This window comes from Bdellovibrionales bacterium (assembly GCA_016714165.1).
Taxonomy (GTDB): domain Bacteria; phylum Bdellovibrionota; class Bdellovibrionia; order Bdellovibrionales; family UBA1609; genus JADJVA01.
Genome location: JADJNU010000001.1, coordinates 1291560 through 1313385, shown reverse-complemented (window position 1 = coordinate 1313385; position 21826 = coordinate 1291560). Strand labels below are relative to the sequence as shown.

The 21826-nt window shown below is 46.7% G+C and carries 18 protein-coding genes; 7 read left to right on the top strand and 11 right to left on the bottom strand.

What is annotated here, in order from left to right; translation table 11 throughout:
• Window positions 1-43 precede the first annotated feature (43 nt).
• On the bottom strand, window positions 44-1444 hold the full coding sequence (locus tag IPJ71_05860) for a radical SAM protein (GenBank protein ID MBK7843210.1): 1401 nt from the start codon (window positions 1442-1444) through the stop codon (window positions 44-46).
• 331 nt (window positions 1445-1775) lie between these two features.
• Here IPJ71_05860 and IPJ71_05855 point away from each other — a divergent pair, with 331 nt between their 5' ends.
• Complete coding sequence (locus IPJ71_05855) at window positions 1776-2930, top strand: MFS transporter (GenBank protein ID MBK7843209.1); 1155 nt, start codon at window positions 1776-1778, stop codon at window positions 2928-2930.
• Here the strand turns inward: IPJ71_05855 and tsaA are convergent.
• The 3 genes from tsaA to IPJ71_05840 form a co-directional block, all read right to left on the bottom strand.
• Complete coding sequence (gene tsaA, locus IPJ71_05850; protein MBK7843208.1) at window positions 2816-3592, bottom strand: tRNA (N6-threonylcarbamoyladenosine(37)-N6)-methyltransferase TrmO; 777 nt, start codon at window positions 3590-3592, stop codon at window positions 2816-2818. The two genes, IPJ71_05855 and tsaA, sit on opposite strands and share 115 nt — an antisense overlap.
• A gap of 67 nt (window positions 3593-3659) precedes the next feature.
• Window positions 3660-4394, bottom strand: coding sequence for a PilZ domain-containing protein (locus IPJ71_05845; protein MBK7843207.1), 735 nt, complete (start codon window positions 4392-4394; stop codon window positions 3660-3662).
• On the bottom strand, window positions 4378-5538 hold the full coding sequence (locus IPJ71_05840) for a transglycosylase SLT domain-containing protein (GenBank protein MBK7843206.1): 1161 nt from the start codon (window positions 5536-5538) through the stop codon (window positions 4378-4380). The genes IPJ71_05845 and IPJ71_05840 overlap by 17 nt, the downstream gene beginning before the upstream one ends.
• 207 nt (window positions 5539-5745) lie before the next feature.
• Here IPJ71_05840 and IPJ71_05835 point away from each other — a divergent pair, with 207 nt between their 5' ends.
• The 3 genes from IPJ71_05835 to IPJ71_05825 all read left to right on the top strand — a co-directional run bounded on the left by IPJ71_05835 (window position 5746) and on the right by IPJ71_05825 (window position 9713).
• Complete coding sequence (locus IPJ71_05835) at window positions 5746-6561, top strand: class I SAM-dependent methyltransferase (protein ID MBK7843205.1); 816 nt, start codon at window positions 5746-5748, stop codon at window positions 6559-6561.
• A gap of 188 nt (window positions 6562-6749) precedes the next feature.
• The gene (locus tag IPJ71_05830; GenBank protein ID MBK7843204.1) at window positions 6750-8504 is read left to right on the top strand and encodes a sulfatase-like hydrolase/transferase; all 1755 of its coding nucleotides are present in this window, start codon (window positions 6750-6752) and stop codon (window positions 8502-8504) included.
• Window positions 8505-8522: 18 nt separating this feature from the next.
• Window positions 8523-9713 carry a hypothetical protein gene (locus IPJ71_05825; GenBank protein ID MBK7843203.1) on the top strand — a complete coding sequence of 397 codons (1191 nt, stop codon included), beginning with the start codon at window positions 8523-8525 and terminating at the stop codon, window positions 9711-9713.
• 1299 nt (window positions 9714-11012) lie between these two features.
• On the opposite strand, the gene ccoG is transcribed toward IPJ71_05825, so the two are convergent.
• Genes ccoG through IPJ71_05795 form a run of 6 tightly spaced genes read right to left on the bottom strand, consistent with a single transcriptional unit; the run spans window position 11013 to window position 17887 of the window.
• Complete coding sequence (gene ccoG / locus IPJ71_05820) at window positions 11013-12449, bottom strand: cytochrome c oxidase accessory protein CcoG (GenBank protein ID MBK7843202.1); 1437 nt, start codon at window positions 12447-12449, stop codon at window positions 11013-11015.
• A gap of 15 nt (window positions 12450-12464) precedes the next feature.
• A complete protein-coding gene (locus IPJ71_05815) occupies window positions 12465-13034 on the bottom strand; it encodes a c-type cytochrome (protein ID MBK7843201.1) in 570 nt (189 codons plus the stop codon).
• Window positions 13031-13198 (bottom strand): cbb3-type cytochrome c oxidase subunit 3, encoded by a 168-nt coding sequence (locus IPJ71_05810; GenBank protein ID MBK7843200.1) that lies wholly within the window; start codon window positions 13196-13198, stop codon window positions 13031-13033. The genes IPJ71_05815 and IPJ71_05810 overlap by 4 nt, the downstream gene beginning before the upstream one ends.
• Window positions 13195-15306: a cytochrome-c oxidase, cbb3-type subunit I gene (gene ccoN, locus IPJ71_05805; protein MBK7843199.1), complete on the bottom strand. Its 2112-nt coding sequence runs from the start codon at window positions 15304-15306 to the stop codon at window positions 13195-13197. Before ccoN ends, IPJ71_05810 begins: the two co-directional genes overlap by 4 nt.
• A 53-nt stretch (window positions 15307-15359) precedes the next feature.
• Window positions 15360-15545 carry a cbb3-type cytochrome oxidase assembly protein CcoS gene (gene ccoS / locus IPJ71_05800; GenBank protein ID MBK7843198.1) on the bottom strand — a complete coding sequence of 62 codons (186 nt, stop codon included), beginning with the start codon at window positions 15543-15545 and terminating at the stop codon, window positions 15360-15362.
• Window positions 15542-17887, bottom strand: coding sequence for a heavy metal translocating P-type ATPase (locus IPJ71_05795; GenBank protein MBK7843197.1), 2346 nt, complete (start codon window positions 17885-17887; stop codon window positions 15542-15544). Before IPJ71_05795 ends, ccoS begins: the two co-directional genes overlap by 4 nt.
• A 207-nt stretch (window positions 17888-18094) precedes the next feature.
• Between IPJ71_05795 and IPJ71_05790 the strand changes: the two genes are divergently transcribed.
• Entirely contained in the window at window positions 18095-19591 is a 1497-nt protein-coding gene (locus tag IPJ71_05790; GenBank protein ID MBK7843196.1) for a sigma-54-dependent Fis family transcriptional regulator, read from the top strand.
• Here IPJ71_05790 and IPJ71_05785 read toward each other — a convergent pair.
• Window positions 19576-20682 carry a PAS domain S-box protein gene (locus IPJ71_05785; protein MBK7843195.1) on the bottom strand — a complete coding sequence of 369 codons (1107 nt, stop codon included), beginning with the start codon at window positions 20680-20682 and terminating at the stop codon, window positions 19576-19578. The genes IPJ71_05790 and IPJ71_05785 overlap by 16 nt on opposite strands.
• A gap of 236 nt (window positions 20683-20918) precedes the next feature.
• Between IPJ71_05785 and IPJ71_05780 the strand changes: the two genes are divergently transcribed.
• Entirely contained in the window at window positions 20919-21323 is a 405-nt protein-coding gene (locus IPJ71_05780; GenBank protein ID MBK7843194.1) for a response regulator, read from the top strand.
• 155 nt (window positions 21324-21478) lie between these two features.
• Entirely contained in the window at window positions 21479-21823 is a 345-nt protein-coding gene (locus IPJ71_05775; GenBank protein MBK7843193.1) for an HPF/RaiA family ribosome-associated protein, read from the top strand.
• Window positions 21824-21826 lie beyond the last annotated feature (3 nt).

Sequence of the window (21826 nt, the reverse complement as noted above, 5' to 3'; positions counted from 1 at the left end):
GTCGCCTGTGTGAAGCCTTCAGGGACCTCTGAATAGCAACCGCTTACAATTTAAAAGCGGAATTCTGTGGCACTCCTAACGGAGTCTGATGAGGCTCGTGCAGCCCCTTCCTTGGGGGGGCCACCATTTCGGGGAGGTGACTTTCTAGGTTTTGCTTTCTTGATGCATCCAGAGCGGCTGTTACGGATTGAAAGTGAGAGAAAGTCCAGCGGCTGGAGGGAGGGAATTTCAAATGTTCAATAATTGAATCCAGCGTGGCCGCAAAACCATCTCGAGCATAGGAGGGAGCTGCAGAGAGCCAGTCGACTCTCCTCTTTTCAATGGTTTGTGTGACCTCGTGTTTGAGATTGGTGGGGAGATTGCGTATGTCATAATAGCTGGGATTATTTAGAATCGTGAGATTGGGGACGTTGCCGACTCCAGGCAAATCAAGTGACTGAATCCAGTCGATGAGTTCGTCTAACCTCAGAATGTTGTAAATCTGTACAGTCACGTTAAACTGGATGACGAAGGGAGAGTCCTTCGCCCACATCGAAATTTCATGAACGCGATCGACAATCTTTGTCCATTTGCTTGGGTAGCGTATGTAGTCGTTCAGTTCGCCGTAAGCATCAACACTCACATAAAAGAAAACTCTTTTGAAAGTTTTCAAGCACTTCAGAAGATCCTGATTGAGGACTGTGAGGTTTGTGTTAAAAGAAACTTCCGTGCTACTGGAAATGCCGGTTTTTTGTAGCTCCTTTAAGAGTTCCAGCGTTTCAGGAATAATGAGAGGTTCTCCTCCGGCCACATGAAAATTCCTGATATGGGGAAGGAGGGCCTTGAGAAAGGGTTTGAACTTTTCTCTCCGATACCAGTCATATTTATAGCGCCACCTAATAAAAATGAGTTTTTCCCAGGTCAATTTGACCCGATTCCATTCAAGAGACCATTTCCTACTTGCTCTCGGATTGCACATGCGACAAACAAGATTGCAAAAGTTTCCAAGTCGGAGGTCTAGATAGGAGGGAAGGATTGTTGTTCGTCCGCGTTTGTTAGTGCTTTTTATGATTTCTGTAATTCTGTCCGAGAATCGCCAGTTTTCGATTTGTCGTCGGCTTCTTCCTCCACACTTTTCTACGGTTTTGCATCTGGCACAAGCGGCGGGCCACCTTCCCTTTAACATCTGTCGACGAACTCTCATGAGGCTTGAAGCATTTTGAACCTTGTCTGGGTCAGTCGTGTTGCTGACTTTTAGAATTCTTCCAAAGCTGGAACGAATCGAATTGCCATACTCTTCAGAGGTACAACAAATCTGATGTTCACCGCCAAGATTAATAAAACGTTGGATCCAAGGCAGAACGCAGAAAGACTCCGATATTTTCGGGTGGAGATGACTTTCCAAAGTAGCACTTTGGTTAAGAGTTTCCTCCACTGGATTCATTGCATCAACAGTCGTGCCCACAAATAAATCTCCATCTTAAAGCGAAATACGAGATGTGGTGTCGGTTCACTTGGTGTACTCTGAAGTGGCCCGTGCCCGTGCTAACAATATCTGGTTAAGTTTTAGTCCCGGGCCATTGTGGCAATTTTTGGTGGAGAGATCAAACCCATATTTCATTGGCTCTCATGACGATGGTAGTCGATTTGTTGCGGATGAAAAGGATAAAGTCAAACATGCGGCTCTGGCTAGAAATGCGTAATGTGGAACTGCGGTGGTCCTGTGTTCTCTTTGCGTATGCCTCATTGTTTGCCCTTGGTTTTTTAGATAATGCTCGTGGTCCTTTTTTCCGTTGGTGTTACGGGACCTTGACTTGACGGACACCTCAGGCTCTTGGCTATTTTCTGTGACCTCTCTGCTGAGCTTTATGGCGAGCTACTCCTGCCGGTGGTTGATTCCGTTGGCGGGATCAATGCGAGTTTTGCGGGGAAGTTTATTTTTTATGGGCCTTGGATTTGTGGGTTTGGGTCTTGGCGGAAACTATTTTTCTGTGTTGCTCGCCTCCGGAGTTCTAGGAATTGGTCAGGGAATTGGATCAGTTGCTCAGCACGTGCTGATTCAGGAAAGCTCACCAGAATCGCATTGGAGACGGCTTTTTTCTGGCCTTCATAGCAATTATGGGATGGCCTCCTTTTTAGCTCCTCTCATCTTTTCCTACGCTATCGGACTAAAATATCCCTGGACCAAGATCGTTTTTTTATTTAGCGGGATTCCTTTTATCATACTAATTATTTCGTTTTTTTACTTTTCTAAAGGACGAGGATTGCGAAAGGTGCCCCCAAACTCATCTCGTGACAAAAGCATTGGGAAGGAGACCTCTTTGGAGGGCAGAGTCGAGAGTCCATCCAGTGGGGGTTTTCAAAGAATTCTGAGCCTCTGGATGGCAATGATATTGGCAACCTATCTCGTTGGGGAGCTTTCCCTTACCACACGGATGGTGCTTTATTTGAAGCGAGTCACCCAATGGTCAGACGCGAGTTCGGCAAAAGCCCTCATTTGTTTTTTTCTTTTGATGTTTTTGAGTCGACTTGTTTTTTTTGTGGGCTCTGGTCCCCTGAAGAGCTCTGGTCCCCTGAAGAGCTCCGGTCGTCATGTGCTCTCATATTGCCTGATTTTTTCAAGCCTCTTTTACAGCCTTGGACTCGTTTACCATCCCGTCTTCTTGGTATTGTGCGGTCTCAGCCTGGGGCCCTTCTTTCCGGTATTCATTGAAACGATTGCCCAAGTTTTTGGAAAACAAGCAAGTCGCGCATTTTCGGTTGCGATATCATTTGGAACTTTGATGACAGTTATCATGCATTATGGATTGGGCCGTCTCAGCGATGAGATGGGAATTCAGGTTGCACTCTGGCTGGGTCCTGTGGCTCTGCTCTCTTCGTTTCTTATTTTATCAATTCTTGTAACCAAGAATCCATTTTTCCATTTGCGAAACTTGACGTCCAAACCATAGATTTGAAAAGCGTAAATCGGTTTTTCACTCATCTGCCTTGTCTGATCCATTTTCTTGTATGCGGGCGGTCGAGGGTCCGTGCTGAGGCATTCTCTGATGGCGTGGAGAACCTCTGAAGCGGGCATTTCGAGGCTGTCTGATTTTTCGTAAGCAAAGAGTTCCTCCATCGCAGAAGATAAGAATTCTGTTGGGCAGAATGAATCGGGTTGGTGATTCAGCCAACCTGAAGAAGCTTCTGGGTAAGAGTCCCACTGAGGGATATAGGGCTTTATATCTAATACAGGTGTGCCCTCTACCATGTCTAAGCCACTAATTAATATCCGGTCGACTTCAATCGACAAAATCTGAACAACAGTCATACCGATCGCGTTTGGTCGATGGGGGCTTCGCGAGGCAAAGACCCCCGATTTTTTTCCACCCATTCGAGGCGGGTGAACCTTCTTGAGAAGAGTTTTATTTTTGTTCTGATGAAATAGCCAGAGAACCCACAAGTGAGAAAACAATTCGAGTCCAGCGGTCATGGCAGGCCCGTCAATGTGAGCTGAAAAGTGAATAGCGCCATGACTGTGAGGAGAAATTCGCCCCTGCTTTGGCACTCCAAACTTTTCAGGGAAACAGGACCGGATATGCCCGATCGGGGTCATAGAGAAAGAATGGGACATCAAGTTTCCTTCTTGAAAAGGCATACAGATCAAGAATGAAACAACAATCAAGAAAATCAGTTAATATTTAGTGACTCACGTGATCTGGCTGGGTTTCGACGAATTGACGAAGGAGACGATGATGGCCTCGTTGTAGCCCTATAAATCGCAGTCCAAGTCCGGCCGGATAATGGCCTGATTCGTAGTTTCTTCGCACGATTTGAGCAGAGCAGCTAATTCGATTGAGGGTTCCAATCGTGAATTTAACATTTATGACATCTCCCTCACGCATCGGATACTCAAATTCGCTCCAGTCGTCAACCTGGACGAAAGCTCCCGTTCTAGAGAGATCATAGGTTCTCATGTCTATGCTCGAGCCTCGAACGGGCTCAAGGGTCATGGGGAGTGAAATGGCCTTTCGGACGGCCTGAAGCCACCAGCGCTGCTCGGGATATTTTATCAATTTCCAAACAACGGGAAGAGAGACAAACCCGCAAAGCAAGCCAAATAGCAACGTCGCCACCCAAGTCGTTGAGGGGGAGAAATCATGCCCGACAGATGCAACCACCCAATTGTTCCAACCAATGGCAATGAGAGAGAGGGGAAGGCTAAGCGAGAGCCAGCGAGAAGCGCGAAGTATGAACGGGATATTTATGACAAGGGAGAGAGCGACGAGGAAATTCAATAGAGAGATTTTTGTTAACATTTGGACGAGTTCGTCAATGGCGTGGCCATAAAGGAGAGCCACTTGAATAGGAAGTGAGACGATGATGCCTAAAAATATGAAGGCGATGGCAAGGAGGATTTTAGGGCGATTTCGCATAGAGATCCTCTCGATTTGAAAAGTGGTAACAGTAACTACTCACTCGACCAACGTACTTTCGCGCCTCAATTAAACTCTCTGAAGCCAAAAAATTTTGATTATTTTCGAGTAAGGCCTTTTTTACACGCGAAGCGCCTGACTGGTAGGAGGCCAGAATAATTTGAGTGGTAAGTTGCTTTGGAAATGGAGAATTCTCCTTGAGTTGTGAAAAGACAGAATCGTTCGCCCAATAATCGGCAAGATAATTAAGGAATGTCAGTCCTCCCCGGAGCGATAATTCAGGGTTGAGGCGCCAGTCATCTCTGGCCGTGAGTTTTCCAGCGTTAATCAGGCCCTTAACAATTCCGGCTGGAAAGCGGCTGATTGAGGCAGACCTAGGCCAAAGAGGTTGGAAACGTGCGATTTCCAAGTCCGCGATAGGAGTCACTTGGGTGAGTCCGATGGCCTTCGCCCAACTGATGGCTTGAGGATTGAATGCTGATTCCTGTGCGACGAGGCCCGCAAGAAGACTGGGATTAAAATTGAAGTCGCGAGAGAGTCTGTCGATTCTATCGAGAAGATTAGCTGAAAGAGTAAAATCCTCGGTAGTTTCAATCTGCTGTATCTGATCCATTTGGCATTCGGGAGGCAACCAAGACCGAATAACGGGAGGTTGATTTGGGCTTGTGAAATAAGCGAATTGAATATGGTTGTCCTTTTCAGCCCGAACCCTCAGATTTTTAAACTCCAGAGTCCATTCCTTTCGTGAGATGGATTCCACCTCATTGACCGTCGGTACGAGTTGGTGGGTGACTTCGTAGCCATTGTAATAGATTCGCCAGCGTGAGCCCTCAGCAATGCCTTTGGGATCAAAAATAACAACCTTGAGGTCTCTGCGATTATGAAGCACTTGGCGATTTGGAAATAATTCGATTCTTGGGGGTGATGGAGCTGGCGCGTAAAAGCCCTGCTTGTCTATTTTCGCTTTTGAGGCGGAGGGGGGCTGCATGCCTGTTGGATCAGCTGCGGGATCAACTGCTGTATCAAATTTTAACTGAGAAGGGGTCGTGAGGCGATGGATTGCTCCAAAAGGAGTGGTTGGCCCAACGCAGCCCCAAGTACTTAGAATTAAGGCGAAAATTGGCAAAATTTTCAATTCCCTCACAAAGTTAAAAAAATCATCTGTTTGCGTATTTTCCACCGTAAATATCTATCGGAGGATTGTGCTGGGCGATGAGTCTGGCAACAGAAATCAGATCAAAAATTAGTGGTGTGGGCCTTTGGCTTTCTTGGCCGTTAAGCGCATAATGGTGTTGCAGTCATTGGCCAAAAGATGTGCAGAATATTCGTTTCTCTTTTTGAGAGGTAGAGTGTGTCAAAATCAAAATATCTTCATGGTTACACATCGCAAGAACAAGCTCGACTGGAAGACCAAGCCCGCCTTCTTGAGCCCTATGTTTATGAAGGGGTGGAATTCAGGAGAGACACAAGATTGCTTGAGGTCGGATGCGGAATTGGCGCGCAAAGTAAAATTCTTTTGAAGAGATTTGCTTCGATTAAAAAACTGGTGGGCGTCGATATTTCTGAAGACCAGCTCAGAGTAGCGAGAGCGACCTTGGCCCAGGAGATTCTGGACAGCCGGCTTGAGCTTCATCAGGCCGATGCCCGAGACCTCGCGATTCTAAAGGGACAGACTTTTGATGGAGCTTTTTTATGCTGGTTTTTAGAGCATGTGCCGGACCCTCTCGCTGTACTTCGAGAATTGAGAAGGTATTTGATCCCCGGTTCGGAAGTCATATTGTCGGAAGTGAACAATTCTAGTTTTTTTGTTGACCCTTATAGTCCGGCAATATTGCGATACTGGATCGAGTTCAATGATTATCAGTGGTCGATTAAGGGACATCCCTATGTCGGGGTACAGATGGGAAATCTTTTGATGCAGGCGGGGTATAAAAATATTGTGACAGAACACCGCAGCCTTCATTTTGACGCTCGTCAGCCACAGGATCGCGAGAGGTTTTTCTCTTATTTTCGGGATCTGTTATTAAGTGCGGCTCCCGCTTTGATAAATGCTGGCCGCATTGCTCCCGACCTGGTAGAAGACGTGAGAAAAGAGTTTTCGGCCGTTCAAGGCGAGCCTTACAGCGTGCTGTTTTACTCTTGGGTCAGAGGCAGAGCAGAGTCTTGATTTTGGACAAGGGCTTCTGCGCTGATAAATTTCAAGCGTAGAGAGAATAGTGATTTGAAAACCTCAAAAATTCCCGTTTTGCGCCGAAGTCTACTTCTTCTATCGTCTTTGCTTGTTGTCTACGCCTTGGTTAGATTGATTTTCTACGTTTATAACAGGGGTTATTCGCAGGCTTTTCAAATATAGAGGTGGCGGAGTCGTTTCTGCTAGGTCTAAGGTTTGATTTGGTTGCGATCGTTCTTTCAAACCTTCCGGTTTTTGTTTTTTTTTCCTTTCCGAGCAAATGGCAGCAGAAGACCTACCTAAAGGGTTTGACCCTTTCCTATTTTGTTGTTGTTAATTTGTTGTTTATCTCTTTCAATTTGGCTCATATCGAGCTCTATCAATTGACAGGTAAAAGAAGCACGATTGCATTTCTGAAGTTCGCCGGAGATATCCAGAATCAAGCTGTTCAAGTGATTGTGTATTATTGGTATTTGTCATTTGCGGCCGTTGCATTGACCTATCTGTTATACCGGAGCTTTCCTTCATTCGTTCCATCCAAAAAATATCGAAGGGTTCATCCCATTTTTGAATACTTTATTTTGGCAAGTGTATTGGCCCTATCAGCACGCGGTGGTTGGCAGCTCAAGCCTTTGAAATCGACGAATGCTTTCATTTTTTCTCAGGATAAATTGGGGATCTTAGCACTGAATTCTACGTTTACCATGATACGATCGAAAGGGACTCGGGTCCAACGGCGCGTTGAGAGTTTCTCAAAAAGTGAGCAGGATAAATATCTCCCCACAAATATAACCTGGGCATCCGCTCCGACTCGTGAGAATGTCGTGTTAATTATCCTCGAGAGCTTTGCGCTCGAATTTGTTGGCACGGCCAATGGTGGAAACGGATACACACCTTTTTTTGATGAACTTTCTACGAAGGGAGTATTTTTAAAAAATGGCTTTGCAAATGGACGGAGGTCCATCGAAGCCATACCTAGCTTGCTTTCAGGAATTCCGAGCCTGTTGCCTGATCCCTTTATCACATCCGATTTTTCATCTAATCGCATCGAAGGGCTCGGAAGCGTACTAAGAAGAGAGGGATACACGACAGGTTTTTTTCATGGCGCTGAAAATGGGACAATGTATTTTGATAGTTTCTCTCAGAGAGCTGGCTTTCAGCATTATTTTGGATTGAATGAGTATCCTCACAAGGAGGATTCTGATGGACATTGGGGAATTTTTGATGAGCCCTATTTTCAGTATGCCGTGAGAGAAATTGATAAGATGCAGGAGCCATTTGCTTCGGTTATTTTCTCATTGAGCTCCCACCAGCCATTTAGTGTTCCGAAGAAATATGCGGGGCGTTTCCCAAAGGGAACTTTAGAGATTCACGAGAGCATTGGATATACTGATTTCTCTCTTCGACAATTTTTTAGCGAAGCAGAAAAGCGACCTTGGTTTCGTCATACGATTTTTGTGATCACAGCTGACCACACAACTAAATCGGATCAGGCCTCTTATGGTGATAGTTTAGGACACTTCCGAGTGCCTATCTTCTTTTACCGGCCCGGAGGCAAACTTCCTTTTGTAGATATTGAACAGGTCGCGCAGCATGTAGACATCCCCTTATCTATCATGCAGTTGTTGGGTGTTCGGCCAGAAAAGTGGACGAAATTTGGCCGATCAATTTTCTCCAGCCAACCAGATTGGGTGATGAATCGAACTGAAACGGGATATTGGTATCTAAACAAGGACGGGCTGATTAAGACAGATGAAAATGGCGGCGGAGCTGAGTTTTACACGCATCAAGGGGGACGCGTTATTGGAGCAGGAAATAATTTGGAAGCAAAAAAGAGAGGCCGACTTGATCTCCATTTGCGCGCGCTGCTTCAATATTTTTTTAATGGAATGCTTGAGAACAAGCTCTTGGTTGAGAGTTCAGGTGATACGGTACATTAATGCAATTGGAGAAAATCGATGAAAGATAGAAACTTGAGTAGGAGAGCTCGGTGTGCTGTGAATTTGATCTTTGTCGCATACAGCGGTTTTATTTCGATCTCTTGTACTCCCCCAGATAAGACGTTTGAATCCAAGGGATCAAAAGAGCATCGTGTTACGCCTCTGTCTGTTCCGGAGAATTCGATTTCCGGTTACTCCTACTTTTTGATTGGACGTTTGATGCAAGCGCGATCTTTGTTGGAGAGCGCTATTCAACGGGAAGCCGATGCTTATAAAGTTGCAAGTGAGACTGAACTCAGTGCTGTGGAGTTGATGGGGACTGCTCGCTGTGGTCCTCAGAAAATTCTGAGTTCTTTGAAGCCTGATGAGGATGTCTACTATTGGAAATACTCGGATTGCAAGGGTTCTGACGGCCGCGTCGAGGCTCTTGTTTCGGGTGAAGGGCGCTTTGTTCGAAAAAGTCAAAATAACATACTGGACTCCTTGAGCTTTCGGAGCCAGGGGCTGAAGGTCAATCTTCGTCCGCGAAAAGATGTCCAGAGTGTGCTTGGCAAGAGAGCAGAGATTGATGAAGAAGTGGAGTTACATGTGGATCGCTTGCGGACTCGGGAAGTGTCTGGAGACAATGGCACGATTCATCGTGAAGAAGTTTATAGTTTTTATTTTCAGAGCTCTCCCGAGTCGAAGGTTTTTCAAGACCTTGTTTTGGAGGATCGCTCAGCGAGAGAGAATCTCACAGAGGGTTTTCAGATTTTTGGTATTTTTGTCGTCCGCGGGGGCAGGGTCATTTCTTTTTCTGAGGGAGAATTGCGTCTTGAAATAAAGGGCTCCCGCAGTCTCAGTTTTCGAGATCGCGACAAGAAATCATTTTCAAAATATAACCGCATGAATTTGGTGCTGCGAAGTTATTCTGGCGAGACCCTGGAAATTTCGGGGAGTTGTGCAATTCCAGTTGGAAAATTGAAGCAGATGAAGTTTGAGGGGCCGGATGCGATGAGTGAGACAGTGAAGAAAAATCGTGAGGGGGGAAGATCAGACATTCGCGAAAAAGGTGATGAACATAAAGCGAGCGATCGATCGCTGGTTCTTGAAGAGCAGGGACTCATTGATTCAGAATCCGGAGTGAGAATTCCGTGGAATGATTGCTCGACCAGCAGTGGCGGCGCGGGGGGATTGATTCCTCCCTATGGATATGTCTATCTCCGTTAGAGTTGAAACTGGCCCGGCAAATTTAGTCGCGAAATCCTTTTTTTTTTTTTTTTGTTTTTTTTTTGTGGGGGGGGTGTGGGGGGGGCCGGGGGGGGGCCGGAGGGGGCCGGGGGGGAATGGGGGGGGGGGGGGATTTTGGAAATTGTGGTTTTGGGTTGTGTTGGCGGGTTTTTTTTCTCGGGGTGGGGGGGGAGGGGGGGGCCGCCGGGGGGGCCGGGCCCGCCCCCGGGGAATAAGGGAAAAAGGGGTGGGGTTGGGGGGGGCGGCAACTCCTTTTTTTTGGTGGGGGGGGGGGTTGGGGGGGGTTGGGGCCCCCCCCCCGGGGGGTTTTGGGGGGGGGGGGGGGGGGGGGGGGGGGGGGGGGGGGGGGGGGGTGGGTTTGTTGGTGGGGGGGAAAACAGGGGGGGGGGGCCCCCCCTTTTTTTTTTTTTTTTTTTTTTTTTTTTTTGGGGGGGAGCCCCCCCGGGGAGGGGGGGCCGACCCCCTCGGCGTGTGGGGGGCGCCCCCAACCCCCGGGGGGGGGGCGGGGGGGGGGGGTGGGGGGGGGGGGGGAAATCAACATTTAAAAACAACGAAAGTTCTTGGGGGCAATTTTGGGGGGGGGGGTGTGTTAGTTGGAACTCCACATTATATTGCGAAAGAGCGTTTTGTTCCAATGACGTTCCATGCAAGCAGGCTGGGATTAGCTGATGACCTCGTGGAGACTTGGTTTGGGGGGGAAAAAACCACCTCCCCCCAAACCCAAAAACATTGCGTTTTGGGGGGGGGCGGCCCCCGGGGGGGGGGGGGGGGTTTTTGGGTTTGAGGGGGGGGGCGGGTTCCCTCCCCTCCGCCCTTAAAAAAAAAAAAAATGGAGGGAGGGCTTCTATTAATATCCACCCCCCCCCCTCTGTTTCTTAACAAAGAACAGTTGACCCTCAGAGATCCACTTTCCCTAAGAATGTTTATAGGATATCCAGTAACTACGACTATTTTATGAGCCTGGATCGGGAAAAACCTGTCTCATTTAGCTGCTTAAGGATATTATCAAAAGTGGCCCAGGGGCTGGTTTCAAGAATCTTGTCCTTTCCTTATTAGTGGAAATGCAACCTGGTACAGTATTCGTTCACCGACCGTGAATGACTGCTTCCAAATTCTGTGTGTAGTTCCATATAAAATTCTAGATTTTGGTACAGCTCCAGCTGCAATCCCTCGGTGATTTTTTGCATCCAAGAAACAGAGAGCTGGCTAAACTGTTGAGATTGAGTCTTTTAAGGCGCCGTTAGAGTTTGGAACAACAATCAAGTAGGCCAGTTCATGTCAGCCTGAGCCAGGAGAGGGACCGAGTAGTTTTGTTTCAATAGGAAAAGAGTCTTCCTTTTGGTCAAGGACTCTTGTGATATTTATCAATATAGTTTTGGCATTGGATTTTTCAAGGAGGCTGACCGGAAATTTGATGAACAAATGTATCGTTTGATTTTTGAAGGGTTCAAGAGAGAGGTCGCTGAGTTGCGAAACAACACTCACTCCTTCCCGTGACCAAGGCTCAGCAATTTTCCAACTAATGGTCGCCTTTTCTGTGCTCTGATTGACGATATGAAGGCTAAAATGATTGATGAGGCCGGGGGCTCCGCCATCCAAGGTGACGGAACGGTATGGAATATCTTTGGCCCTCAACAGAGTCAGCTGCAATGGGTTTCGCCAAGAGAGTGCGAGGACAAAACCAGAAATCGTCAATAGGATGAGCCCAATATAAATAAAATCAATAAACCGAAAGATTTTTTTGGACCTTCCTTCGAGACTCGCTTGTGAAGTGTATCGGATGAGGCCCTTGGGTTTACCCACCTTATCCATGATCTCGTCGCAGGCGTCGATGCATGCTGTGCAGGCAATGCACTCTAACTGCGGCGTACCACGTCGAATATCAACACCTGTCGGACAAACTTGCACGCATCGAAAACAATTGATGCAGTCGCCTTGTTGTTCGGTTGGAAGATTTTTACCTTTACGCGGTTCGCCTCTTTTTTCATCGTAAAAAATATTGATGGTTTTTTGGTCCAACATCACGGATTGAAATCGTCCGTAGGGACAGGCAATGATGCAAAATTGTTCGCGAAACCAGCCAAAATCAAAAAGGAAAATGGCAGAAAGTATGGCCATAGCCACAAATGCGGACCAATTTTCGGAGGGAGGCCCTTGGACGATATCCAAGAGCTCACTTGAACCAACAAAGTAAGCAATAAAAGTGTGAGTGATAATAAGGGTAAAAAATAAGAAGAGGGCCCACTTGAGAGACTTTTTCCAAATTTTGGTGAAGCTGAGACTCTCTTGATTCAGTTTTCGTTGAGCCAGATGGTTGCCTTCGATCCATCTTTCGATCCGTCGAAAAATAGTTTCAATAAAAACAGTCTGGGGACAAGCCCAGCCGCACCACAGTCTTCCCCACATTGCCGTGACAAAGATCAGGCAAAGGGCAAAGATAGCTGGAATAAAAAAGAAAATCGGCGCGTCGTGTGCGAGAAATGTCAGTCCAAAAAATGAAAAGTGTCGGTCAGGGATATTGAGCAGAACGGCTTGATGTCCTCCAATCTTAATCCATGGAAGAACCAAAAAAAAGGCAATCAATACAAGATGCAGCGACTGGCGATAGCGCTGAAACCGACCCAGCACGCTTGCCGGATAAATATACGACCTAGATCCATCTGCCGTCAGAGAGGCGAGGCTATCTTCAGGCAGTTCGAGGGGGTGGCGATTCATCTGAGTATCCTTAATCTAGGGATAGACCTGCCCTTCGGGAGCCTTTGCTCCAGGAGGATTGGTCCCATTGAGCGAACGAATATAGGCCGAAATTTGGAGTATCAATTTTGGCTTAATCATTTCTCCCCAAGGCGGCATACCTTTTTCGGCCACGCCGCTTTTTATTACCTGACTGATTGCAGAAATTGAACCATCACCATGTATCCAAGCATTGTCCGTTAGATTGGGACCAATCGAGCCTTGGCCTTTCTCGCCGTGACAGGCCATGCATTTTGCGGCGAATTCTGCAGCTCCCAATTTCAGCGTTTCAGGATCAGAAAGAAGTGCTTTAAAATCCTCAGCTGTGGGCTGTGGTGCATCAGTGGCCGATTTTTGCTTTTTTAATTCAAGAGAATCTAGCTCTCTTGTGAGCTCTTGATCCGAAGAGGGCCCTGATCCGAATTCATAATGGTAGTAATAGATGGCCGCAAAAACGATCGTAGAATAGAAAATAGTCAACCACCAGCGTGGCAAAGGATTGTCAAGCTCGCGAATGCCGTCGTAATTGTGCCCTTCGATGGGGCTATTGTCTTCTTCCCTTTTCATTTCTGATCCTCCCCGAACGGAAATTTTGAGATCTGACTGTAATGATCACTTGAACCTCGGCGGAAAACCCAGAATAGGACACCCACAAAAGTTGTGACAAAAATGAGAAAGCCGCAGAGGCTCCAATCGATATGCGGAAACCGACTCAGGACTTCATTTTTCACTGCTCACCACCTTTCTTTCCGAGGGCTTGGAGATAGGCAATCAGAGCGACGATTTGCTTATTTTCGAGTCCTGCTGGGGCTCCTTGAGAGGACAGTCTGTTTGCCACGACAAAGGCCTGTTCTGCAGCAATTTTATCTGCATTGGCCACTGTTTCGTCATCATAAGGAACTCCCAAAGTTTTCAATACTGATAGTTTGCGTCGCAAACTATAAAAGTCTGTCGTCTTTTTCTCCAGCCAGAGGTAGGCGGGCATAAGTGATTGTGCAATAACGGAACGCGGGTCAATCATATGGTTGTAGTGCCAAAGGTCAGGATATTTTCCTCCAACTCGAGCCAGGTCAGGACCCGTTCGCTTGGAACCCCATTGAAAGGGATGGTCGTAGAGGGATTCTCCGATGGTTGAAGCGGGGCCAAAGCGGGCGACGTCGAAACTGAGTTTACGTATCATCTGAGAATGACAAACATAGCATCCTTCGCTCACGTAGATGTCTCTTCCTGCCTGTTCGAGAGGAGTCCAAGGTTTGGAGATAGTCTCAGGTTTTACGTAGCTATGCATGGAGAGAGTGGGAAGAATTGAAATAACGGATCCCACCAAAATTGCGATCACGGTTAGGACTGTGAATATAGCGGCCATTCCCTCAAGTCGTCGATGCCCTTTGTCTAAGGTCGGATCCGGCTTGTAATAAGCCGAGCTGGGTATGTCTTCCTTTTGTATTGTTTTGGCATTTCGAACTGTTTTGTAAATGTTGTACAACATGATGAATGTGCCGATGAGAAAAAACAATCCACCGCACGTTCGAATGTGATAGAGGGGTTTTATCCGGTTTACTGTCTCAACAAAATCCGGATAAATGAGAACTCCATCGTTATCGAGGGCGAGCCACATCAATCCTTGAGTCAGGCCGGCGGAGACCATGGAAAGATAATAGAATAATATTCCAAGCGTACCTAGCCAGAAGTGGATGTTGGCGAGTCGAAGGCTGAAAAGGGGAACCTTGTACAATCGCGGAAGCAAATAGTAGACAATTCCAAATGCCATATAGCCGTTCCAGCCCAGAGCACCACTGTGAACATGGCCGATGATCCAATCTGAGTAGTGAGCAAGTGCATTGACGGATTTAATCGATAGAAGTGGTCCTTCAAAAGTCGACATGCCGTAAAAGGTAATCGCAGCGACGAGGAACTTCATTGAAGGCTCTGTTCTGAGCAAATTCCAGGCCCCGCGAAGAGTCAGAAGACCGTTGATCATCCCACCCCAACTCGGGGCCCATATCATTAAGCTAAAAACCATGCCGAGGGTCTGAGCCCAATCAGGCATGGCGGTGTTAAGAAGATGGTGGGGGCCCGCCCAGATATACATAAAAACGAGTCCCCAAAAATGAACAATTGAGAGGCGATACGAATAGACGGGGCGATTTGCTATTTTTGGAAGGTAATAATACATGAGTCCCAAAAAGGGAGTTGTTAGAAAAAAGGCGACAGCATTGTGTCCGTACCACCATTGCACCATCGCATCTTGCACTCCCGCCCAAACGGTGTAGCTCTTCATGAAGCCGATGGGTATGCTGAGAGAATTGACGACATGAAGGACCGTCACAGTCACAATTGTCGCGATATAAAACCAGAGTGCGACATACAAATGTTTTTCTTTTCGACGAAAGAGGGTCGCAAAAAAGTTAACCGCAAAAACAACCCAGACGATGGCGATAGCGATGTCAATGGGCCATTCGAGTTCGGCATACTCCTTGCCTTGGCTGAAACCGAGGGGCAATGTGATGACTGCCGATAAAATAATGAATTGCCAACCCCAAAAATGAAATCGGCTCAAAAAGTCATTGAACAAGCGGACACGGAGGAGCCGTTGCGAGGAGTGGTAAATTCCGGCAAAGACAATGTTTCCGGCAAAGGCAAAAATCGCTGCATTCGTGTGTAAAGGACGAAGGCGTCCAAAGCTAAGCCATTCGAGGCCAAAGTTAATTTGCCAAAAGCTGATCTGCAATGCAGCGATGAGTCCTACCAGGAATGCCGTCACACCCCAGCCGAGGGTGGCGAACAGAAACATTTTAACAATGTCGTCGTCATAGTAGGATTTGCTTGCTGAATTCATCCGATGTTCCTCTCACTTAATTTTTTGTCAAAGCTGTTTCAATTCAATTCAATTTAATTTAATTCAGTATGGTTTTTGTGGCCATTTTTTTCAAGTTCATCATTGTCATCTTTAAGAATTCTGTAAGCTGGGGTTGCGAGGTCTTCAAATTGTCCCGAACTCGCAGCCCACAAAAATGCGCTGACGAATCCCGCCACCATCATAAAGGTAAGTCCGATCATAAAAAGAAAGAGATTCATGCGATGACCTCCTTAAAATGACCAGTTCTTTCGTCGCGTCCTGCATTTGATTCTGACTTCACAAAGTCGCCAGTGGGACGAAATCCACTTGTGCCAATGATTGAAGAGGAAACCACGATCATAGAATTGAGTGGCATCAGAATGGCCGCGAGAAGTGGGCTGACATGGCCCATGAGTGCCGCAGTTCCACAGGCCAGATTGTAAATCATCGAAAGAACAAGATTGCGACGAACGACCAGCATAGACTTGCGTGCGATACTGAGAACATCGAGAACTGGAGAAACGCCGGATCGAGTCAGATAAACGTCTGCCGCCCGGAGACTTGCCTCCATGCTTCCCTTTACGGCTATTCCGACATAGGAACTCGCCATGGCGACGGCATCGTTGGCGCCATCGCCGACCATGGCAACGTGCTTTCGGGATTTGATGAAAGTATTTTTTTGCTCTGGCGATTGCTGGGTTAAAATATGAATTGGATCAAGTCTTAATTTTTGTGCGGCAAGAAGAGCTGGAGCAGTTTTGTCACCAGTTAACACAAAAAAACGCAGTCCCATTTTTTTGATGGATTCTAAAGTGAAAGCCGCGTCACCTCTCAAACGGTCTCCGAAAAGGACGGTGGCTTGGAATTCACCGTTCCAGACAATATCGACTGCATTAAGAAGAATATTTTCTGAATTTTGATCGACGAGATCCTGGTTGGATCTGAAAATATCTAGTTGAGAGCCATCAGAAAATTTTCCCGAAATGCCTTTTCCGATCTGCTCACTAAAATCGGTGAGGGCAGGGGCGCTGTTTCGATAGGAGTCAAGTTCCTGAGTAAAAGCTTTGGCGATAGGATGATCGCATTTTGCCTCGAGGGCACAAATTGCGGCCAGAATTTCTGAGCGCGGCTGGGAAGGGTACCAGTTAAGAAGTTCAAATTCACCCTCTGTGAGAGTTCCCGTCTTATCAAAAACGACCTCTTCAACCTTAGCAAGCTTTTCGAGGCTCTCGGCTCGCTTGATCAAATATCCTCTTCGCAAGGCTGTTTGAAGAGACAAGCTTTGGGCCAATGGAGTCGCAAAGGCAAGGGCGCAGGGACAGGCCAGTACGACAAGTGCCAAAGTGCGATTAACGGCCTCATGAAAATCAATCGAAGCGTAAGAGAGGAAAAACAGAGATCCAATCAATAAGACGGAGACAGTAAAAATTTGAGCGGCTCGATCGGCGAGGGCCGCCAAAGGGGTGCGCGAAAAAAATTCATTCTCCATTTTTGATAAAATCTGGCCAATACGGGTTTGATGACCCACTGCTGTCGTGATGAAAGTCAATGAGGGGCTTGAACATTCGGTGCCTGCAAAGCATGATTCCCCTCTAAGAATTTTTTGGGGACGGGTCTCTCCCGTAAGAATGGAGACGTTCACATAGCCCCTTTCTTCAATGAGCTTTCCATCGACAGGAATTTTTTCTCCTTCGAAGACTTGCACAATATCTCCAATTTTAAGCTCATCAGGAGCCAAGTTTTCAGCGAACTTTGAATTCGGGTTCAAACGTCGAACTGTGTTTAGTTCCAAAAATGGCTTCCAAAATGACGGTGACAGGTATTTTTGATGGGTTCGTGCAAGAAGATAGCGACTGCCCAAAAGGAGAAAAACAAGTGAAGAGAGAGAATCAAAATAAATGTCTCCCTGCCCTCGCGCCAAATGCCAGGTGCTGATTCCGCCTCCTAAGCTGAGGGCAATGGCGATGGGCAAATCGATGGAAGGGCGACGATTTTTGATTGCCACCCAAGTGTTTTTGAAAAAGGGTTGAGCGCTATAGAAAAATACGGGCAAAAACAGGAAAAAACTCAACGTGTGAAAAATATTGGCAAGCTCAGCTTCAGCTCCGGCATAAATAGATATAACTAATAACATAATATTTGCGGTTGCTGCACCGGCGATTCCCAGCCGCATAAGGAGTTTGCGATTTTCTGATTCAATGCTCTTCTGATCACCAAGAGACTGTCCTTCGGGATAAGGGACAAAACCAAGATCTCGAATGGCCTGAACGGCCTTTGAAAAGGAGCCTGTTGGACTGATGCTCAGAAGGGCCGAGTGATCCCCCAAATTAACGCGCAGCTCCTTAATATCAGGGATTGCGGCTTTAAGGGCTTCAATACGGTGCATACAATTGGCGCAGTGAATACCCTCAATGAATAAATGCAACTCTTGGTGACCATCTTTGTCCATATTCAATTTTTTGCGGTAGGATTCTTGATCCAGGTATTTGTAATCCTGTTCTGATCGGATTTTAGCTCGCCCGCCAGAATGGCCGTCGACGGCCTCCGTTTGCGCCATATTTTCTTCCTTATCGGTCGACATGATACGCCCCCACCCTTGAATTCTCTCAGATAATCAATTGTTTTGCAGTATCGGAATGAGGTCCTTAGCCGTTTTTACGATCGTCATATTGGCACGGGCTGTGCTCATTTAGGATACCAGATGCAATTGAAGTGATATAAAGGTATTGAGTGGGAAAAAATAGCTCACTTTCTGGTTTGAAACCTTAACAAGGAGTAAAAAAGTCTCATGTCTACTAAAGGAAGAATTGTTCTTATAGATGATGATGGTGAGATGAGAACTATGGTGACCGAGTTTCTTTCTCGCGGTGGGTTTGAAGTCACGGCATTTCCTTTGGCAACAAAGGCCTTTGAGTATTTGAAAGCAACTTCAGACAGTGAAGGGCATTTGGAGTCGGTCGACACAATTCTATGCGATATTCAGATGCCCGAAATGGATGGCATTGAACTTGTTGAGAGAATGAGGAAGCTTGCTCCTGAGGTTCCAGTGATTCTCATTACGGCGTTTGGAAGTATTGAGTCTGCGATTGAGGCAACTCGCGTGGGCGCTTTCGATTACATCGTGAAGCCCTTTAAGTTGGGTGAGTTAGAGGTGAGGATTTTGCGGGCGGTTCAGATACGTCGTCTCAAAATTGAGAACCAAGTGTTGCGTTCAGAAGTTCAAAAGAGCGTCGCGACGGGAAAATTGATAGGTAAGTCCAAGTCGATGCACGCGGTTTTTGATTTGATTGAAAGGGTGTCGAAAGCAACGGCAAATGTTTTAATCACGGGTGAAAGTGGAACTGGTAAAGAGATTGTGGCTCGGGCCATCCACGAAAGTGGGGCGAGGGCTGACAAGGCATTTGTCGCGATCAATTGCACGGCGATTCCCGAAAGCCTTCTAGAATCTGAGCTTTTTGGACATGCGAAGGGGTCGTTTACGGGGGCCATAGTTCGCAAACGAGGACTTTTCGAGGAGGCAGAGGGAGGAACCCTCTTTCTTGATGAGATTGGTGATTTGGACATGGCTTTGCAGGCTAAGTTGTTGAGAGTCTTGCAAGAGAGGAAAATTAAAGCGGTTGGGGACAACAGTTACAAAGACGTAGATGTAAGGATTGTCGCCGCAACTCACAAGGACCTTGGTGAAGCGATCAAAGAGGGGAGATTTCGGGAGGATCTGTTTTACCGCTTGGCTGTGATTCCTATTCATATTCCGCCTTTACGCCATCGGAGGGAGGACATCCCCATTTTAGCTCGACATTTTTTGCAAAAGTACGGAAGGTCCAATGGATCCACGATCAAAGGGTTCACGGCAGCCGCTATCGAAGCGCTCATGACCTACCCTTGGAATGGCAATGTTCGCGAGTTGGAGAACATCATTGAGCGCGTTGTTGTTTTAACCAACAAAGAAGTTATAGACGTAACTGATCTTCCGATTTCGGGCAGTTCAGATAGCGTGGAAGATTTTTTTGCGACAGCAGTTTCAAGTTTGCCGACAGTGGGAGACCTGGAGAAGAGATATATGAAATATGTTTTAGAAAAAACAGGCGGGAGAAAAGAAAAGGCATCGCAAATATTGGGAATCAACCGCCGTACTCTGTATCGCAAGGAACGGGAGTACGGGTTCGTCAATGATGAATCCCAGGCGGTTAGTGAGGGGAAGGTGGAATCCCTTTCTTCTTCTCGACCGCGCTCTTCATTTCGTTATGAAAAAGGACACCAGGCTCTGTCTCAGCTCCCACGCTGAAGCTTGAGAGTAAATTTTGTGCCTTTGCCCTCCGTGCTTTCAACAGAGATGGAGCCGCCCATTTCATCGAGGAGACGATTCACGATGGACAGGCCGAGGCCAGTGCCCTGACCGGCTGATTTGGTTGTGAAAAAGGGCTCAAAAATCTTTTTTAGGTTTTCTTTGGGTATGCCACAGCCGCTGTCTTCGATCGAAATATGGATAGCATTTGAATTTCCGAAGGCCTTGAGGCGAATAAAGTGATGTGATTCACAGAGCGGTTCCGTCTCTCGTTTCTTTTCAATTGCATGAATTGCATTAACGACTAAGTTAATCGTGATTTGCTCCAGCCTTGCAATGTCGGCGAGAGCAATGAGATTTTCTTCAGAATTGAACTCGAGCTGGATGTGAGCTTTGCGGAACTTTGGAGTCAAAAGTTCAAGGACTCCCTTTACCACTCGTGGGGCATCTACGGATTCAAGCTTTTGGTCTCCTGAAGATCGACTGAGCTTTAGGAGTGAATTGATAAATCCGGAGATTCGATCCGTCTGGTTGACGATGATTTCCAAGTTTTTTTTGAGGCGTTCGTCTTGTGGGCAATCCATGAGCAACATTTCGGCTCTTCCACGAATGACCCCAATGGGAGTGCCGATTTCATGGGCCATTCCACTCGTGAGGGTTCCAATGGTTGCCATTCGATCTTGCTGTTCGACCTGGGCACGTAGTTTTTTTTCCTCCGTAAGATCAAGTGCGATGCCAATGTATCCAGAGATCGTTTCATCTTCTCTTTTAACGGGAGTGATGGTGAGAAGCACTGGGACTTCTCGGCCATCGGCACTGAGGCTCACGAGTTCTCCCTTCCAAAATCCGATCTTCGGATTTTGGATATGTTCCCAAATTTTCCTGTAGATATCTCTATCCAGATATTTATGCCGAATAATACGCGGTGAATGTCCGAGGACTGATTTTTCCGAATGCCCGTAGGTTTTCACCCAAGCGGGGTTCACATAGACCATGCGTCCCCTGAGATCCATGAACATAACGGGCTCTCTGCAACTGTGTACGCATTGTGCGAATACCCTTGGATCGTTGTTGATACCTAACCTATCCATGTCTCGTTTTCTCCATCGGATGGCGTGGGCGGGTGGCGGCGTCCCCATTTCATTTACTCGTTGGAATTTATCTTGTCAGCTTTTGTGGCATGAATTCTGCTTTTTATCGATGGAAGTGGTCGTTTTGGGCCTTGAGTTCTTGTCAGTTCTTTTTCAATGGGTTTGGAGATATTTGAGAGGGAATGGCGAATTCGAAATGGGATATAAAGTCCCATGATCTTTGGGGGAGGGTAAAAATGGAAAATGCGATAAAGGGAACATTGATATCTGTTAAGCACATTCTGGTTGTCGAAGATGATTGTGAAATGCGGGAGCTGATATGTGAATTTTTGGAGGCGAGGGGTTTTCGACTGTCCACATTTCGCTCAGCATTATGTGCCCTTGAGGCCATTTACATGACGAAAAAGGGTGACGGGGACCATTTTGATTTGGTTATTTCGGACATCAATATGCCACAAATGGACGGATTTGAATTTCTAAAATTGTCCAAATCTGTGATTCCCAGCCTTCCTGTAATTCTTATCACCTCCTTTGGAAATCAGGTGACGGAACGGGCCGCTTTAAATGAAGGCGCTGCGGCTTACCTCAATAAACCATTTTCTCTTTCAAAATTACAGACTTTGATTCATTGTCATTTGTAAGGAGAGCACAGGATATTTGAGGAAAAAATTCCCATCTGGAGTTTATCTTTTTCATAGATGGCTCGTTTTTGTGCCTATGCATGCCCGGTGGCACGTTTGGACTGGTACAGAATTTGATGCGAAAAAAACAGCAGTAGAACTTGAAGGGAGGCTTTATGCACAATATCATCAGTGAAGATTTTGACCTTACTTCGGCGATCAGAGAGGGCGTTATGGAGAGAGTGGGCCAAGTGGTTGAGCACTTGAAGAGGGAGAGTCCAGTTTCGGTTTATCTTTCTAAGGCGAATGATCTGTTCAATGTTCGCATGAACGTGAGAGACAACAGAAAAACCTATACGAGCTCGGAGTCTCATCGTGACTTTTATATCGCACTGAATCGGGCGAAGGAACGTCTTCTTCGTCAAGTGGATGATCGGCGAAAGAGAAATATCTCCAAGCGTCACCATTCAAAGCGAAAATTTCAAAGCCTTCCTATCGACACGGAAGACGTAGCTGTTTAGCCT

Excerpts from the sequence above, each read along its gene's own strand:
- tsaA (MBK7843208.1), bottom strand. The coding sequence starts at position 3,592 with ATGTCCCATTCTTTCTCTATGACCCCGATCGGGCATATCCGGTCCTGT.
- IPJ71_05845 (MBK7843207.1), bottom strand. The coding sequence starts at position 4,394 with ATGCGAAATCGCCCTAAAATCCTCCTTGCCATCGCCTTCATATTTTTA.
- IPJ71_05825 (MBK7843203.1), top strand. The coding sequence starts at position 8,523 with ATGAAAGATAGAAACTTGAGTAGGAGAGCTCGGTGTGCTGTGAATTTG.
- ccoG (MBK7843202.1), bottom strand. The coding sequence starts at position 12,449 with ATGAATCGCCACCCCCTCGAACTGCCTGAAGATAGCCTCGCCTCTCTG.
- IPJ71_05815 (MBK7843201.1), bottom strand. The coding sequence starts at position 13,034 with ATGAAAAGGGAAGAAGACAATAGCCCCATCGAAGGGCACAATTACGAC.
- ccoN (MBK7843199.1), bottom strand. The coding sequence starts at position 15,306 with ATGAATTCAGCAAGCAAATCCTACTATGACGACGACATTGTTAAAATG.
- ccoS (MBK7843198.1), bottom strand. The coding sequence starts at position 15,545 with ATGAATCTCTTTCTTTTTATGATCGGACTTACCTTTATGATGGTGGCG.
- IPJ71_05795 (MBK7843197.1), bottom strand. The coding sequence starts at position 17,887 with ATGTCGACCGATAAGGAAGAAAATATGGCGCAAACGGAGGCCGTCGAC.
- IPJ71_05790 (MBK7843196.1), top strand. The coding sequence starts at position 18,095 with ATGTCTACTAAAGGAAGAATTGTTCTTATAGATGATGATGGTGAGATG.
- IPJ71_05785 (MBK7843195.1), bottom strand. The coding sequence starts at position 20,682 with ATGGATAGGTTAGGTATCAACAACGATCCAAGGGTATTCGCACAATGC.
- IPJ71_05780 (MBK7843194.1), top strand. The coding sequence starts at position 20,919 with ATGGAAAATGCGATAAAGGGAACATTGATATCTGTTAAGCACATTCTG.
- IPJ71_05775 (MBK7843193.1), top strand. The coding sequence starts at position 21,479 with ATGCACAATATCATCAGTGAAGATTTTGACCTTACTTCGGCGATCAGA.